Origin of the sequence: Bradyrhizobium sp. UFLA03-84 (assembly GCF_002289535.1) — a bacterium.
Lineage (GTDB): Bacteria > Pseudomonadota > Alphaproteobacteria > Rhizobiales > Xanthobacteraceae > Bradyrhizobium > Bradyrhizobium viridifuturi.
Genome location: NZ_NSJY01000014.1, coordinates 589,159 through 604,094, shown reverse-complemented (window position 1 = coordinate 604,094; position 14,936 = coordinate 589,159). Strand labels below are relative to the sequence as shown.

14 protein-coding genes are annotated in these 14,936 nt (G+C 65.3%); 5 read left to right on the top strand and 9 right to left on the bottom strand.

Annotated elements, in window-relative coordinates; all coding sequences use genetic code 11:
- Positions 1-196: 196 nt before the first annotated feature.
- A complete protein-coding gene (locus tag CK489_RS24355) occupies positions 197-541 on the top strand; it encodes a hypothetical protein (protein WP_094193790.1) in 345 nt (114 codons plus the stop codon).
- 271 nt (positions 542-812) lie between these two features.
- The gene (locus CK489_RS24350) at positions 813-1,433 is read left to right on the top strand and encodes a TerC family protein (RefSeq protein WP_095734092.1); all 621 of its coding nucleotides are present in this window, start codon (positions 813-815) and stop codon (positions 1,431-1,433) included.
- 61 nt (positions 1,434-1,494) lie between these two features.
- On the opposite strand, the gene CK489_RS24345 is transcribed toward CK489_RS24350, so the two are convergent.
- The 4 genes from CK489_RS24345 to CK489_RS24330 all read right to left on the bottom strand — a co-directional run bounded on the left by CK489_RS24345 (position 1,495) and on the right by CK489_RS24330 (position 6,164).
- Complete coding sequence (locus tag CK489_RS24345) at positions 1,495-2,214, bottom strand: RraA family protein (RefSeq protein WP_021081846.1); 720 nt, start codon at positions 2,212-2,214, stop codon at positions 1,495-1,497.
- Between the two features lie 172 nt (positions 2,215-2,386).
- Positions 2,387-3,262: a CDP-diacylglycerol--serine O-phosphatidyltransferase gene (gene pssA, locus CK489_RS24340; protein WP_095734641.1), complete on the bottom strand. Its 876-nt coding sequence runs from the start codon at positions 3,260-3,262 to the stop codon at positions 2,387-2,389.
- 77 nt (positions 3,263-3,339) lie between these two features.
- Positions 3,340-4,038 carry a phosphatidylserine decarboxylase gene (locus CK489_RS24335; RefSeq protein WP_050629004.1) on the bottom strand — a complete coding sequence of 233 codons (699 nt, stop codon included), beginning with the start codon at positions 4,036-4,038 and terminating at the stop codon, positions 3,340-3,342.
- A gap of 137 nt (positions 4,039-4,175) precedes the next feature.
- Positions 4,176-6,164 (bottom strand): ABCB family ABC transporter ATP-binding protein/permease, encoded by a 1,989-nt coding sequence (locus CK489_RS24330; protein ID WP_245350500.1) that lies wholly within the window; start codon positions 6,162-6,164, stop codon positions 4,176-4,178.
- A gap of 213 nt (positions 6,165-6,377) precedes the next feature.
- Between CK489_RS24330 and CK489_RS24325 the strand changes: the two genes are divergently transcribed.
- Positions 6,378-6,983 carry an LOG family protein gene (locus tag CK489_RS24325; protein ID WP_095734639.1) on the top strand — a complete coding sequence of 202 codons (606 nt, stop codon included), beginning with the start codon at positions 6,378-6,380 and terminating at the stop codon, positions 6,981-6,983.
- A gap of 3 nt (positions 6,984-6,986) precedes the next feature.
- On the opposite strand, the gene CK489_RS24320 is transcribed toward CK489_RS24325, so the two are convergent.
- The 4 genes from CK489_RS24320 to cysS all read right to left on the bottom strand — a co-directional run bounded on the left by CK489_RS24320 (position 6,987) and on the right by cysS (position 11,188).
- Positions 6,987-7,364: a VOC family protein gene (locus CK489_RS24320; RefSeq protein WP_095734091.1), complete on the bottom strand. Its 378-nt coding sequence runs from the start codon at positions 7,362-7,364 to the stop codon at positions 6,987-6,989.
- A gap of 112 nt (positions 7,365-7,476) precedes the next feature.
- Positions 7,477-9,075, bottom strand: coding sequence for a citramalate synthase (gene cimA, locus CK489_RS24315; protein ID WP_095734090.1), 1,599 nt, complete (start codon positions 9,073-9,075; stop codon positions 7,477-7,479).
- On the bottom strand, positions 9,072-9,578 hold the full coding sequence (locus CK489_RS24310; protein WP_095734089.1) for a GNAT family N-acetyltransferase: 507 nt from the start codon (positions 9,576-9,578) through the stop codon (positions 9,072-9,074). The genes cimA and CK489_RS24310 overlap by 4 nt, the downstream gene beginning before the upstream one ends.
- Positions 9,575-11,188 (bottom strand): cysteine--tRNA ligase, encoded by a 1,614-nt coding sequence (cysS, locus tag CK489_RS24305; RefSeq protein ID WP_095734088.1) that lies wholly within the window; start codon positions 11,186-11,188, stop codon positions 9,575-9,577. Before cysS ends, CK489_RS24310 begins: the two co-directional genes overlap by 4 nt.
- A gap of 294 nt (positions 11,189-11,482) precedes the next feature.
- Here cysS and CK489_RS24300 point away from each other — a divergent pair, with 294 nt between their 5' ends.
- A complete protein-coding gene (locus CK489_RS24300) occupies positions 11,483-11,806 on the top strand; it encodes a hypothetical protein (protein ID WP_198961012.1) in 324 nt (107 codons plus the stop codon).
- Between the two features lie 143 nt (positions 11,807-11,949).
- Positions 11,950-13,125, top strand: a complete 1,176-nt coding sequence (locus tag CK489_RS24295; protein WP_050628997.1) for a DUF2865 domain-containing protein — start codon at positions 11,950-11,952, stop codon at positions 13,123-13,125.
- A gap of 3 nt (positions 13,126-13,128) precedes the next feature.
- Here CK489_RS24295 and CK489_RS24290 read toward each other — a convergent pair whose 3' ends face one another.
- Complete coding sequence (locus tag CK489_RS24290) at positions 13,129-14,880, bottom strand: NAD+ synthase (RefSeq protein WP_095734086.1); 1,752 nt, start codon at positions 14,878-14,880, stop codon at positions 13,129-13,131.
- Between the last annotated feature and the right edge of the window lie 56 nt (positions 14,881-14,936).

Genomic DNA, 14,936 nt, shown 5'->3' with positions numbered 1-14,936 from the left:
CTGCGGCGCGATCAGCCCCAAAACGGCGCCGAAATGGCCCCGCGCACCACCCTCGCCACGGCCGCGAGGTGCACAATCTGTCGCGCGGCCTGCGGTCGCGCGGCGCCGCGCCGCGCGTCAAGGTAAGCACATTCTGATATCGTCGCGACGAACGACAAGACAGCGATTGAAGGATTTGGATCGGCAAGGATTTGGAATGTCCTCGACCATTCCAGGCAAGTTCGTGCTGAAGGCTCCCTCGCGGGAGCCGCTCGGCATGCTCCTGCTATTTGCAGCGTTGACCGCGCTGCCGATCATCCTGACGCTTCGTCTGGTTGAGCCCGCACTCGTGCTGCCCGCGCTCAGCCTCGTGTTGTTCGCTGAGGCAGCCATGGCCGCGCTTGCGGCGCGCGTGATCCGCGTGCGCGCAAGCGTGGCGAATCTCACGCTGTGGGATTTTGCCGGTGCCTTCACCTTCATGGGGTGTGCAGCGGCGATCCTCGGCGAGCCGGACCAGGCGGCGCTGTTCTTCGAAGAAGAAGCAGCGCTGCGTCCGGACTAGCATGATCCGGAAAAGCGTGAAGCGGTTTTCCGAACAGATCATGCTCAAATAAGAAGCTAAAGTGCGATGACGCTTCTCATCGCGCCTTAGCGACCGTAATCCCAGGCCGGGCCCCTCTGGCAGCCACAAGCTGCGATGTCGGACTGGAACTCAGTTGGAGTGGCCCTGCCTCGACCCGCGACGCGACACCGTCGCGGCGGATTTGCCGTCGGATGACGGCAGCATCCGGTTTCGTCGAACGGTCCACTCCCCGACCTCAAGGGGATGATCCATGTCCGAACTATTTTCACTCGACGCGCTCAGCGCATTGCTGCAAGTCGTCGTCATCGACCTCGTGCTGGCGGGCGACAATGCCGTCGTGATCGGCCTTGCCGCGGCCGGTCTGCCGGCGAACCAACGCGGCAAGGCGATCCTGATCGGCATCGGCGCCGCGACCTTGCTGCGCATCCTGTTCGCGCTTCTCACCACGCAATTGATGCAGATCGTCGGCCTGCTTCTGGCCGGCGGCATCCTCTTGCTGTGGGTGTGCTGGAAGATGTGGCGGGAGCTGCGCGCCAACGCGCACGAGACCACTGCCGAACACGCCGCCGATGGCGCGGACGGCCAGCGCAAGACGCTGTGGCAGGCGACGACGCAGATCATCGTTGCCGACGTCTCGATGTCGCTCGACAACGTGCTGGCGGTTGCAGGCGCGGCGCGCGAGCAGCCGATCGTGCTGGTGTTCGGCCTCGCGCTCTCGATCGCGATGATGGGCGCGGCCGCAACCTTCATCGCGCGGCTGTTGCAGAACCACCGCTGGATCGCCTATGTCGGCCTCGCCGTGATCCTCTATGTCGCCGTCGACATGACGATTCGCGGCGCCAACGAGATCGCCAAGGTCGCGCCGGTCTGACGAAAGCAAAGCGGCGGGCCTTTTCGGCCCGCCGCTCCGCATATCGAAAACGCGCAATGTGTCAGTGGATTTCCGACGAACGCTTCAGCGCGTCCTTCAGCTTCTCGAGCGAAAAGTCCTTGCTGCGCGCGATGTCGAGGATCGGGGTCTCGCGGCGGCCGCACAGCTCGGCGGCCTCCGGCAGCTTGGCCGCGACGTCATAGGGGATCACGATCGCGCCGTGGCTGTCGGCATGGATCAGGTCGTCGGAGCGCACCGTCATGCCGGCGACGCGGACCTCGCCGCCGAAGCTTTCGGCGTGCACCCAGGCGTGCGACGGGCCGATCGAGCCGGCCAGCGCCTGGAAACCCGGCGCCCATTGCGGGATGTCGCGGATCGAGCCGTCGGTGATGACGCCGAGGCAGCCGAGCGCCTTGTGCACGGCGCTTTGCACCTCGCCCCAGAACGCGCCGTAGCCGACGTCCGGACCGTCGATGTCCTGGATCACCGAGATGCGCGGGCCGAAGCCGGTGCCGACATATTCGTAATAGTCGATGCGGCGCTTCGACTGCTCCTCGGCCGAGAGGCCGGATTTCAGCACCGAGCGGATCGCGACCGTGCGCGCGTAGCCGACGATCGGCGGCAAGGTCGGGAACGGGCAGACCAGGGGCTTCACGGTGTAGCCGATCAGACGGCGCTCGGGCGCTACGATCTCCATCGCGTTGCAGATCGTCGGCGTGTCATAGCGCGCCAACGCTTCAAGGACGGAGGCAGGAAGCGGGGCGGAAGCGGATGTCGTCACGGCGTTTCTCTCCTGATTATTGGCGTTCGCGAGGCCGTCCCAGCCTATAGCCGAGATCAGAGGCGAACCCAACCGAGGCACGCTCATGGCTGATATTTGGGAAGTGCTCCATCACCGTCATCCCCGCGCAAAGGCTTGCCTTTGCGCGGGGATGACGGATTATACAGTGGCCTTAATGCAGATGCGACGGACGGTCGTCGTGGACCGTATCTGCGACCGGTGCCGTGTAGGGCGTGGCGGCCGGTGCCGGCGCACTCGCCGCCTGCGTCTGCGCCGCAAGTTGGCGCTCCTGGTCGCGATAGGACTTCCAGCCCCAGGGCAGGCTGATCAGATAGGCCACCGAGCCCGCCGACAGGATGTGCCAGGGATACCCGATCAGCAGCGCGACGAAGAACACCACCGACACGAACACCGGCAGCACCATCTCCGGCGGCACGCGCATCTTCACGGTCTTGCCGGAGAACACCGGCAGCCGCGACACCATCAGGAAAGCGATCAGCAGCGTGTAGAACGCCGTCAGCGTCGCCGGCGGCATTGGCACGCCGAGGAAGGCGAGATAGATCGGCAGCAGCACGGTGATCGCACCGGCCGGTGCCGGCACGCCGGTGAAATAATTGGCGGCGAAGGCCGGCTTGTTCGGGTCGTCGATCGAGGCATTGAAGCGCGCCAGGCGCAGGCCGCCGGAGATCGCAAACACCATCGCGGCGATCCAGCCGCCATTGTTCAATTCATGCAACTGCCAGAAATACAGGATCAGGCCCGGCGCGACGCCGAAATTGACGAAGTCGGCGAGGCTGTCGAGCTCGGCGCCGAATTTCGACTGGCCCTTGATCATGCGCGCGACGCGGCCGTCGATGCCGTCGAGGATCGCGGCGAACACGATGGCGGCGACCGCAAGCTCCATCCGCCCTTCCGTCGACAGCCGGATCGCGGTGAGGCCGGCGCAGATCGCCAGCAGCGTGATCATGTTCGGCACCAGCATCCGCACCGGGATCGGGCGGAACCGGCGGCGGCGAAGCTCGCTGGAATTGTTATCGAATGGCGTCATGGTCCGATAAATATAGCAAGCATGGCCCCGCTCCGCCATTGGCGCGGGAACCGACTGATCAGCCTGCCAAAACAGAGTTAATCGGCGCGGTAGGTGCGGCCCGGATCGGCGTTGCGGAAATCCGCCAAAATCGTCTCGCCGGCCACCGCGGTCTGGCCTTCGGAGACCAGCGCCTTGGTGCCCTCGGGCAGGTAGACATCGAGCCGCGAGCCGAACCGGATCAGGCCGAAGCGCTCGCCGGCGCCGATCGACTGGCCTTCCTTGACGAAGCAGACGATGCGCCGCGCCACGAGACCCGCGATCTGGACCACGCCGATGCGGCCGTTGGCGGTCGAGATGACCAGCGAATTGCGCTCATTGTCCTCGCTCGCCTTGTCGAGCTCGGCATTGATGAACGCGCCGGGCCGGTAGGCGATGCGGTCGATGCGGCCGACCACCGGGCTGCGATTCACATGGCAGTTGAACACGCTCATGAACACCGAGACCCGCGGCAGCGGCTTGTCGCCGAGGCCGAGCTCGGCCGGCGGCAACGCCTGCACCACCATGGAGACGCGGCCATCCGCCGGCGACACCACGATGCCGTCACGCAGCGGCGTCACCCGCACCGGGTCGCGGAAGAACAATGCGCACCAGACCGTCAGCAGCGTCCCGATCCACCCCAGCGGGGTCCAGATCCAGAACAGGATCAGGCTCGCCAGAGCGAACCCGCCGATGAAGGGATAGCCCTCCGGATGGATCGGCGGGATCTGCGCGCGGATGGAATTGGCGATCGACATCAGAGCTCGCTTGGGTTTCCCCGCCCCGGTTGGCGGGAGAGGCCTTAAAGCGCGATCATCGCGCTTTGGTCGGTTGTCTTCGGCATGATCCTTTTCGGAAAACCGCTTCGCGCTTTTCCGGATCATGCCCTAATCGACTATTCCGCGGCGGTCGGCAAGGGCTTCTCACCCGCAACGGGGCTGGAATCCTGTGAGGATTCAGTGACCGCCGGCGGCAGGCGATTCGGCGCGGTGCCGTCGTCATCGACCTGGGCGAGCCGTTCGCGGGCCTCCTCGGCCTCGCGCTGCCGGTTCCACATGCTGGCATAGAGCCCGTCGGCGGCCAAAAGCCGCGCGTGAGTGCCGCGCTCGGCGATCCGGCCCTGGTCCAGCACGATGATCTCGTCGGCGCCGACGATGGTCGACAGCCGGTGCGCGATCACCAGCGAGGTGCGGTTGCGCGAGACCCGCTCCAGCGCGCCTTGGATCTCGGCCTCGGTGTGACTGTCGAGCGCGGAGGTCGCCTCGTCCAGCACCAGGATCGGCGGCGCCTTCAGCACGGTGCGCGCGATCGCGACGCGCTGCTTCTCGCCGCCGGAGAGTTTCAGGCCGCGTTCGCCGACCTGGGTCTCGTAGCCCTGCGGCGACATCCGGATGAAGCCGTCGATCTGCGCGAGCCGCGCCGCCTCCTCGACCTCGTCGTCACCGGCATCCCAGCGGCCGTAGCGGATGTTGTAGCGGATGGTGTCGTTGAACAGCACGGTATCCTGCGGCACCATGCCGATCGCCGAGCGCAACGAGGCCTGCGTCACGGTCTTGATGTCCTGGCCGTCGATCAGGATGCGGCCGCTCGAGACGTCATAGAGCCGGAACAGGAGCCGCGAGATCGTCGACTTGCCGGCGCCCGAGGGACCGACGATCGCAACCGTCTTGCCGGCCGGCACCTCGAAGCTCAGGCCCTTGAGGATCGACCGGTCCGGCTCGTAGGCGAAGCGGACATCCTCGAAGCGCACGCTGCCGGCGGACACTGCGAGCGGCTTTGCGCCCGGCATGTCCTTCACCTCGGGATCGCGCGCCAGCACGTCGAACATCTTCTCGATGTCGATGATCGCCTGCTTGATCTCACGATAGACCATGCCCATGAAGTTCAGCGGCTGGTAGAGCTGGATCATCATCGAATTGATCAGCACGAAATCGCCGACGGTATGGGTGCCGTTGCGGATGCCGAACGCGCACATCAGCATGGTCGCGGTCAGGCCGGCGGTGAAGATGATCGCCTGCCCGGTGTTGAGCACGGCGAGCGAGGTGTAGGTCTTCACGCTGGCCTGCTCGTAGCGCTCCATCGAGCGGTCGTAGCGCCTCGCCTCGCGCTCTTCGGCGCCGAAATATTTCACCGTCTCGTAGTTGAGCAGCGAGTCGATCGCCTTGGTGTTCGCCTCGGTGTCGGAATCGTTCATCTTGCGACGGATCTCGATCCGCCACTCGGTCGCGATGTAGGTGTAGTACATGAACACCACGACCGTGATCAGCACTGCGACCACGTAGCGCCAGTCGAACTGCCACAACAGCACCGCCGCCAGCAGCGCGACCTCGACGATGGTCGGGATCAGCTGCAGGATCACCATCCGCACGATGGTCTCGATGCCGGAGCGGCCGCGCTCCAGCACGCGGGTCAGGCCGCCGGTCTTGCGCTCCAGATGGAAGCGCAGCGACAGCTCGTGCATGTGGACGAAGGTGATGTAGGCGAGCCGCCGCACCGCATGCATCGCGACGCGGGCGAAGATACCGTCGCGCCACTGGGTGAGCACCGCCATGATGATGCGGACCGCGCCATAGCTGATCGTCATCAGCACCGGCGAGGCGATCAGCCAAAGCACCCAGTTCGATGGCTCGACCGGTGCCGAGCCCGCGCCGTTCAGCGCGTCGATCGCCCATTTGAAGGTGAACGGCACCGACAGCGTCGCCAGCTTGGCGAACAGCAGCAGCACCACCGACCAGATCACGCGCATCTTTAGATCGGCGCGATCGCCCGGCCAGATGTAAGGCCAGAGATGAACCAGGGTACCGAGCAGCGTGCCCCTCTCGGCGGCCGGCGTGGTAGCCGTGGGCTCCGCGGCAGCGGTGATCCTCTGTTGCGGCGGCACCATCAGGAGCCCACCCTCGCCGTCATGGCGCGGCGGTCCGCTGCCACATCTTTTCCACGATTTGCCATTGTGCCCGTCATATAGATCGTTTGGACGCGGCGTACAGGCTTATGACGAAAATTGTTCGCGATTCGCGGGAATTTACGGGATTTTTTGGCTTTCAATCCCCATATGGGAGTCTTGACCCTGTTTACGCTGCAGTGCCACAAGGAACGTATGAACGAAATCAAGACCGTCTGTGTTTATTGCGGCTCCGGCCCCGGTAACAATCCCCGCTTCGTTGAAGGTGCCGTCGCGCTCGGCAAGGCCTTTGCTGAAAACAACGTACGCCTGGTCTATGGCGGCGGCTCGATCGGCCTGATGGGCGCGGTCGCCAAATCCACGCTCGATCATGGCGGCTCCGTGACCGGCATCATCCCGGAATTCCTGCGGGCGCGCGAGAATGCGCTGACCTCGGTCCAGGAGATGATCGTCACGCCCGACATGCACGAGCGCAAGCGCCTGATGTTCGAGCGCTCGGACGCGTTCGTCGCGCTGCCGGGCGGCATCGGCACCCTGGAGGAACTGGTCGAGCAACTGACCTGGCAGCAGCTCGGCCGCCACTCCAAGCCGATCCTGCTCGCCAACATCGACAACTTCTGGGAGCCCCTGCTCTCGCTGCTGAACCACATGCGCATGACCGAGTTCATCCGCCCGACGCTGCCGATCAACGTCCTGATGGCCGACCGCGTCGACGACATCCTGCCGCGGCTGCGTTCGGCGGTAGCCGGCAAGCCGGCCGCGGCGAAGGAACTCGCGCCTGAAGTCGCGCGGCGCCTGTAGCCGCTACTCGCTCGGAAACGTCACGGCTTCGATGCGGTTGCCGTCGGGGTCGAGCACAAAGGCCGCGTAGTAGCGCACGCGGTCGTGCGGCCGCAGGCCGGGCGGGCCGTCGGACAGGCCGCCGGAAGCCAGCGCGGCGGCATGGAACGCATCGACCTCAGTCGTGCTCTTCGCGCGCAGGCAGATATGGGTGCCGCTCTCATGCGCGACGTGCGCCATCGCGGCGCGCAGGTTGATCCAGAATTCAGGGTAGGCCTTGCCGAAGCCGATGGTCGCCGGCCGCGTGACGAGACGGTTGAGGCCGAGCGCGGCCAGCGTCGGCTCATAGAACCGCGCCGCGCGCTCGAGATCGCGGACGCCGACGGAGACGTGGTCGATCATGATTGACGCTCTCCTTCCATCCGTCATTCGGGGGCGACGCGAAGCATCGAACCCGGATCTCGAGATTCCGGGTTCGCGTCTTCGACGCGCCCCGGAATGACAGCCTAGCCTCTCACGCCTGCGCGCCCGACTTCACCAGCTTGTAGAACACCGAATCCATCAGCGCCTGGAACGAGGCGTCGATGATATTGGGCGAGACGCCGACCGTGGTCCAGCTCTCGCCGGTCTCGTCTTCGCTCTCGATCAGAACCCGCGTCACCGCCTCGGTGCCGCCATTGAGGATACGCACGCGGTAGTCGATCAGCTTCAAGCCATCGATGTATTTCTGGTACTTGCCGAGGTCCTTGCGCAGCGCCACGTCGAGCGCGTTGACCGGACCGTTGCCTTCGGCGGCCGAGATCAGTCGCTCGCCGTCGACGTCGACCTTGACCACCGCCAGCGCCACGGTGACGCGCTGGCCGTTGGCGTTGTAGCGCTGCTCGACATTGACGTCGAACTGCTCGACGGTGAAATATTGCGGCACCTTGCCGAGCGTGCGGCGCGCCAGCAGGTCGAACGAGGCATTGGCGGATTCATAGGCGAAGCCCGCGGCCTCGCGCTCCTTCAACTCCTCGACCAGCCGCGTCAGCCGCGGGTCGCCCTTGTCGTAGACGATGCCGGCGCGGTCGAGCTCGGCCATCACGTTGGAACGGCCGGCCTGATCCGAGACCAGCACCTTGCGGTGGTTGCCGACGGTCTCCGGCAACACATGCTCATAGGTCTGCGGATCCTTCATGACAGCAGAGGCATGGATGCCGGTCTTGGTCACGAAGGCGCTCTCGCCGACGTAAGCCGCATGACGGTTGGGCGCACGGTTCAGCATGTCGTCGAGCGTGCGCGACACCTTCATCAGCGTCGCCAACTTCTCGGTGGTGACCCCGATCTCGAACTTGTCGGAGAACTCCTGCTTCAGCTTCAGGGTCGGGATCAGCGAGCAGAGATTGGCGTTGCCGCAGCGCTCGCCGAGGCCGTTGAGCGTGCCCTGGATCTGCCGCGCGCCGGCGCGCACCGCTGCGAGCGAATTGGCGACCGCCTGCTCGGTGTCGTTATGGGCGTGGATGCCGACATGGGCGCCCGGCACCTGCGTGACGACATCGGCGACGATGGTCTCGATCTCATGCGGCATGGTGCCGCCATTGGTGTCGCACAGCACCACCCAGCGCGCGCCGGCCTGATAGGCCGCCGTCGCGCACGCGAGCGCGTAGTCGCGATTCTCTTTGTAGCCGTCGAAGAAATGCTCGCAGTCAACCATCACCTCGCGGCCGAGCGCCTTCGCGGCAGCGACGCTGTCGCGGATCGAGGCGAGATTCTCCTCGTTGGTGGTCTCGAGCGCGACGCGGACCTGGTAAGCGGAGGATTTCGCGACGAAGCAGATCGCGTCCGCCTTGGCCTCGAGGATGCCGGCGAGCCCCGGATCATTCGAGGCCGAGCGGCCAGGCCGCCGCGTCATGCCGAACGCGGTGAAGCGCGCGTGGTCGAAGGCAGGCTTTTTGCTGAAGAACTCGGTGTCGGTCGGATTGGCGCCGGGATAGCCGCCCTCGACATAGTCGATGCCGAGTTGGTCGAGCATGCCTGCGATCACCTGCTTGTCCTGCAGCGTGAAGTCGACGCCGTTGGTCTGCGCGCCGTCGCGCAGCGTGGTGTCGAACAGATAGAGGCGCTCGCGGCTCATGCGTGGCCTCCGGGGGCGGCAACGCCGTCGAGCGTCTTCTGCATCGTGGTGTTGGCGAGCCACTCGTCGCCGATGGTGACCGAATTGCGCTGCTGCGCGACATAGCCGTGCTTGCGGAAGAATTCGAGCGCGGTGTCGCTGGCATCGACCTTCAGCGTCTTGGTGCCGCGGGCGCTGGCGATCTTCTCCAGCGCATCGCACAGCGCGGCGCCGACGCCCTGCCCAACCGCACTCGGATGCACGTAGAGCATGTCGATGTGATCGGCCCCCTTCAGCGAGGCGAACCCGACCGGCGCGCCCTGCAACGTCGCGATCAGCGTCAGTTGCCCGGCGAGCTTCTTGCCGAACGCCTCTTCGTCGTCGGCGGCCGTCGCCCAGGCTTCCTGCTGCGCCTCGCTGTAATCGTCGCCGGTCAGATCCATGATCGAGGCCGCGAAGATCGCCGCCAGCAGCGGCGCGTCGTCAGGCAGATACGGACGCAATGCGGGTGCAGAACGGCTCATCGCGCGATCTCCCAGGTGGTGATCGGATTGCCGTCCGCGTCCTTGCCGTCTTTGAGTTGCACGCCCATTGCAGCGAGTTCGTCGCGAATGCGATCAGACTCCTTGAAGTCTTTTCGGGCGCGAGCGGCTGTGCGCAGGTTGATCAGCTCCTGCACTTTGGCCTCAATACCGCTTCTGTCGCCAAGCACTAGTTCGATATTGTACCGATTGTCGATCTCAACTCGTACGCCTGTACCCTCGATTTCCGATTTGATCGACGAAATCACGGTCGGCGCGGCCGCGTTGGCATAGGCTGCTCGCAACGCCTGAACGCGTGTCGCGTTCTCGAATAAGAGACGGGCAGATCCCTCGCCAATGCCTGAGGTGCCTTGCTCAAAGAGGCCAGGCTTATCAAGATTGCGGAAGCCTAACAGACGGCAGGAAGCGGCAAACTCAAGTACGTCTTTCTGAGTCCCCTTTCTTGCACGTGAGTATAGCTCACGCAGCAGCGTTACGGCGTTGGGTGTGTCTAGATCATCCGCAAGAACCTCGAAGAGCCTTTCCGGCGATGGAAAGACCTTCTCAGGCCACGAATAATAAGACTGCAGAACATGAGACCAGTCCTCCAACTCGATATTGGCCTGTAACGTGCGTTCTTCGGTCCAATCAAGCGGTGACCGATAGTGCGTCATCAACATTTGAAGACGAAGCACATCTCCGGGCCATTTCCCCAGCAGATCGCGGATCGTGAAGAAGTTGCCGAGCGACTTCGACATCTTCTCGCTTTCGATCTGCAGGAAGCCGTTGTGCATCCAGACATTGGCCATGCGGTCGGTGTGGAACGCGCAGCAGGTCTGCGCCAGCTCGTTCTCATGGTGCGGGAACACCAGATCGATGCCGCCGCCATGGATGTCGAACTTCTCGCCGAGATGCTTCCAGGCCATCGCCGAGCACTCGATATGCCAACCGGGCCGGCCCTCGACCGCAATGCCCGCCGGCGACGGCCAGGACGGCTCGCCCGGCTTCGACGGCTTCCACAGCACGAAGTCGGTGTTGTCGCGCTTGTAGGGCGCGACATCGACGCGGGCGCCCGCGATCATCTCGTCGAGCGAGCGCTTCGACAGCGAACCGTAACGCGGCAGCACCGAATTGGCCGCGTTCATCGCCTGCGGCGAGAACAGCACGTGGTCTTCGGCGACATAGGCGAAGCCGCCGGCGACCAGCTTCTCGATGATCGCGCGCATCTCCGGGATGTGCTCGGTCGCGCGCGGCTGCACGGTCGGCGGCAAGCAACCGAGCGCGGTGACGTCATCCTGATACTGCTGGTAGGTCTGCTCGGTGACCTTGCGGATCGCCTCGTTCAGCGGCACGCCGGGATAGTCCCGCGCGGCGCGGACATTGATCTTGTCGTCGACGTCGGTGATGTTGCGGACATAGGTCACGTGGCCGGCGCCATAGCGATGGCGCAGCGCGCGGAACAGGACGTCGAAGACAATGGCCGCACGGCCGTTGCCGATATGGGCGAAGTCGTAGACCGTCGGTCCGCAGGCGTACATGCGGACATTGTTGGTATCGAGCGGCACGAACGGCCGCTTCTCCCGGGTCAACGTATCGTAGAGGCGCAAATCCATGGGTACCCATCCCTTGCGGCCGGGCGTCCAGTGATTCTCAGGCGATTGAGAAAAGACGGCCTCAGCCAGCGAATCGCTAGCTCATAATCTCGCGGCAAATGCTGCAGATGGCGAGGTGGCCGTTCATGGTTCCACCATGTCTCATGACCCCCTTATCGCGTCAAGGGGCTGTTTCCGGGCGTTTTGCGCCGTGCCGCTGAGCGAAATCACGCCAACGCCCTCATGGTTAATCATTATTAAGCATTTGGGCGTATCCGGTGGCTCGCGGATTCCCCGCCATTTCACTGGTGCACCATGCGGCCCATTTCAGCATTGATTGCCTGCTCGCTTTTCCTTGTCCCGTCCGCCCTTATCCCCTCGGCCGCGCTGGCCGACAGCCGGGTTTTCATCATCGCCAATGAGGCCGACGGCTACGGCATCGACCAGTGCCTCGCCCGTGGTGACCGCTGCGGCGCGTCCGCTGCCCGCGCCTATTGCCGGTCACGCGATTTTGCGCAGGCCACCAATTACCGTCGCGTCGATCCCGACGAGATCACCGGCGCGGTTCCGCACGCCGCGAACCAGAAATGCACCGGGAATAGCTGCGGCGAATACGTCGCCATCACCTGCCAGCGCTGAGCCAAGCCGCTGGATAAACGGGGTTATTGCCACACCGGCGCCCCGGAAACGACGTGACGCTGCCCCGAGAAAAGGCTATTGCAGCGGCCTTGCCCGCGCGCTTTGGCGTTGCTCGCCGCGCGGCGTCGTTTTAATGGCCGGATATGCCCAATAGCTCCCGATCTCGCTTCCCCCGCTGGTTTTTGACTTGCGCCGTGCTGGCCGGCATCGCCCTGCCCGCCACTGATGTGCTGGCGCAGGTGCCGCCGGGCCCGCCCGGCCCGGCGCCCCAGGGCGCCCAGCCCAATCCGCAGGCCAATCCGATGTGCGTGCGGCTCGAGGGCCAGCTGGCGGCGATCGATCGTGGCGGCGGCAGCGGCGACCCGGCCAAGGACGAGCAGATCCGCCGCTATCAGGACGCGGCAACGCGGCAGCAGGGCGAGCTCGATCGCGTAACCGCGCAGGCCCGCCGCATGGGCTGCGACAGCTCCGGGTTCTTCTCGCTCTTCAATAACAACTCGGCGCAGTGCGGACCGGTCAACAACCAGATCCAGCAGATGCGCGCCAATCTCGACCAGATGACCGCCAACCTCGAGCGGCTGCGCACCGGCGGCCTCGGCGGCGCCGACCGTGAAAACCAGCGCCGCTCGGTCCTGACCGCGCTGGCGCAGAACAATTGCGGCCCGCAATACGCCGCGGCCGCCGCGCGTGGCCCCGGCAATTTCATCGAGAACCTGTTCGGCGGCGGCGGTGGCGGCAATCCGGGAAATCCGCTGCCCCCGCCCGACGCGCAATATGCCGGGCAGTCCGGCACCTTCCGCACCGTCTGCGTCCGCACCTGTGACGGCGCCTATTTCCCGATCTCGTTCGCAACCACGCAGGCGCGCTTTGCCGCCGACGAGCAGGTCTGCAAGGCGCAGTGCCCGGCCGCGGAGGCCAGCCTGTTCGCCTACCGTAATCCCGGCGAAGACATCAACCAGGCGGTCTCGATCAGCGGCCAGTCTTACTCATCGCTGCCGAACGCCTTCAAGTACCGAACCGAGTTCAACCCGTCCTGCTCGTGCAGGGCGGCCGGCCAGAGCTGGGCCGAAGCGTTGAAGGCGGTCGACGACCAGTCGGCCGCTGCGCAGCAGGGCGACATCATCGTCACCGAGGAGAGCGCGCGGAAGATGCAGCAGCGCGCGCAGACCAAGGCTGCCGCCGGCAAGAAGGGTGCGCCGGCAGCGGCCGCTCAGCAGCCGGCTGCCGCTGACGCCACTGCGCCGGCCCCGGCCGCGCCCACGAGCGACGGCCAGATCCGCACGGTCGGCCCGACGTTCATCCAACAGAAGAAGCAGTAGGGTTTAGCCCTCAAACGCCTCCGCCGACGCGCGCGAAGTGCGCGTCACCAGCTTCTCGTCGGGCTCCGGCAGCGCCTTGCCGAAATCGCGGAAGCGGTTGGTGATGGGATAGCGGCGGTCGCGGCCAAAGTTCTTCCGCGTCACCTTCACCCCGGGTGCAGCCTGCCGCCGCTTGTATTCGGCGATGTTGAGCAGGCGGTCGACGCGGGTCACCACGTCGCGGTCGAAGCCGGCTTCGATGATGGTCGCAAGCGGCTCCTCGCGCTCGACGAGCCGCTCCAGGATCGCGTCCAGCACATCATAAGGCGGCAGCGAATCCTGGTCGGTCTGGTTCTCGCGCAACTCCGCGGTCGGCGGCCGAATGATGATGTTGACCGGGATCACCTCGCCCGACGGGCCGAGCGCGCCGTCCGGCTTCCAGGCATTGCGCAGGCTGGACAGGCGGAACACCTCGGTCTTGTAGATGTCCTTGATCGGGTTGAAGCCGCCATTCATGTCGCCATACAGCGTGGCGTAGCCGACCGACATTTCCGACTTGTTGCCGGTCGTCACCACCATGGCGCCGGTCTTGTTGGAGATCGCCATCAACAGCGTGCCGCGGGCGCGCGCCTGCAGATTCTCCTCGGTGATGTCGCGCTCCATGCCAGCAAACACCGGCGCCAGGATCTTCTCGAACCCGTTCACGGCGTCGGCAATCGGCAGGATCTCGTAGCGGATGCCGAGCGCGGCGGCGAGCTTGGCCGCATCGTCGAGCGACACCTGCGCGGTGTAGCGGAACGGCAGCATCACGCCGCGCACCTTGTCGGCGCCGAGCGCGTCGACTGCGATCGCCGCGCACAGCGCCGAGTCGATGCCGCCGGAGACGCCGAGCAGCACGCCGGGAAAACCGTTCTTGCGGACATAGTCGCGCAGGCCGAGCACACAGGCCGCGTAATCGGCCTTGTCGCCCTCGAGCTGCGCAGTGCTCGGCCCGTTGCAGCGCCAGCCATCCGCGGTCTTGCGCCAGGTCAGCGTCGTGATGTTCTCCTCGAACGCCGGAAGCTGCGCCGCGACTGAGAGATCAGCATTCAGCGCGAACGAGGCGCCGTCGAAGATCAATTCGTCCTGGCCGCCGACTTCATTCAAATAGACCAGCGGCAGCCCGCTCTCGGTGACACGCGCCACCACGATCGACAGCCGGAGGTCGGCCTTGTCGCGGGCATAGGGCGAGCCGTTCGGCACCACCAGGATCTCGGCGCCGGTCTCGGCGAGACATTCGACGACGTTCTCGTACTCCTCGGACTCCTCGAGCCAGATGTCCTCGCAGATCGGCACGCCGATGCGCACGCCGCGCACCGTCACGGGACCCGGCGCGGGACCGCGCGCGAACAACCGCTTCTCGTCGAACACGCCGTAATTGGGCAGATTGGCCTTGAAGCGCAGCGCGGCGATGCGTCCGCCGTCGAGCAGCGCGCAGGCATTGTAGAGCTTGCCGTCCTCGACCCAGGGCGTGCCGATCAGCATGGCCGGACCGCCGTCCTTGGTCTCGCGCGCCAGCTCTTCGACCGCGGCACGGCAGGCCGATTGGAACGCCGGCTTGAGCACCAGATCCTCCGGCGGATAGCCGGCAAGGAACAGCTCCGACAACACCACGAGGTCGGCGCCGTCGGCCTTGGCTTTCTCGCGCGCCGCGCGCGCCTTCGCGGCGTTGCCGGTGACGTCACCGACCGTCGGGTTGAGTTGCGCCAGGGTGATCTTGATCTGTTGTTCGCTCATAGCTTTATGTTGTCCCGCACAAGGGCAAACTTCAATGGCCGTCCGGTCATGGTGCG

Coding starts and splice junctions, on each gene's coding strand:
- CK489_RS24335 (WP_050629004.1), bottom strand. CDS start 4,038: ATGTCGATCGCCAATTCCATCCGCGCGCAGATCCCGCCGATCCATCCG.
- cysS (WP_095734088.1), bottom strand. CDS start 11,188: ATGGATTTGCGCCTCTACGATACGTTGACCCGGGAGAAGCGGCCGTTC.
- CK489_RS24325 (WP_095734639.1), top strand. CDS start 6,378: ATGAACGAAATCAAGACCGTCTGTGTTTATTGCGGCTCCGGCCCCGGT.
- CK489_RS24350 (WP_095734092.1), top strand. CDS start 813: ATGTCCGAACTATTTTCACTCGACGCGCTCAGCGCATTGCTGCAAGTC.
- CK489_RS24300 (WP_198961012.1), top strand. CDS start 11,483: ATGCGGCCCATTTCAGCATTGATTGCCTGCTCGCTTTTCCTTGTCCCG.
- CK489_RS24295 (WP_050628997.1), top strand. CDS start 11,950: ATGCCCAATAGCTCCCGATCTCGCTTCCCCCGCTGGTTTTTGACTTGC.
- CK489_RS24290 (WP_095734086.1), bottom strand. CDS start 14,880: ATGAGCGAACAACAGATCAAGATCACCCTGGCGCAACTCAACCCGACG.
- CK489_RS24320 (WP_095734091.1), bottom strand. CDS start 7,364: ATGATCGACCACGTCTCCGTCGGCGTCCGCGATCTCGAGCGCGCGGCG.
- cimA (WP_095734090.1), bottom strand. CDS start 9,075: ATGAGCCGCGAGCGCCTCTATCTGTTCGACACCACGCTGCGCGACGGC.
- CK489_RS24330 (WP_245350500.1), bottom strand. CDS start 6,164: ATGGTGCCGCCGCAACAGAGGATCACCGCTGCCGCGGAGCCCACGGCT.
- CK489_RS24310 (WP_095734089.1), bottom strand. CDS start 9,578: ATGAGCCGTTCTGCACCCGCATTGCGTCCGTATCTGCCTGACGACGCG.
- pssA (WP_095734641.1), bottom strand. CDS start 3,262: ATGACGCCATTCGATAACAATTCCAGCGAGCTTCGCCGCCGCCGGTTC.
- CK489_RS24355 (WP_094193790.1), top strand. CDS start 197: ATGTCCTCGACCATTCCAGGCAAGTTCGTGCTGAAGGCTCCCTCGCGG.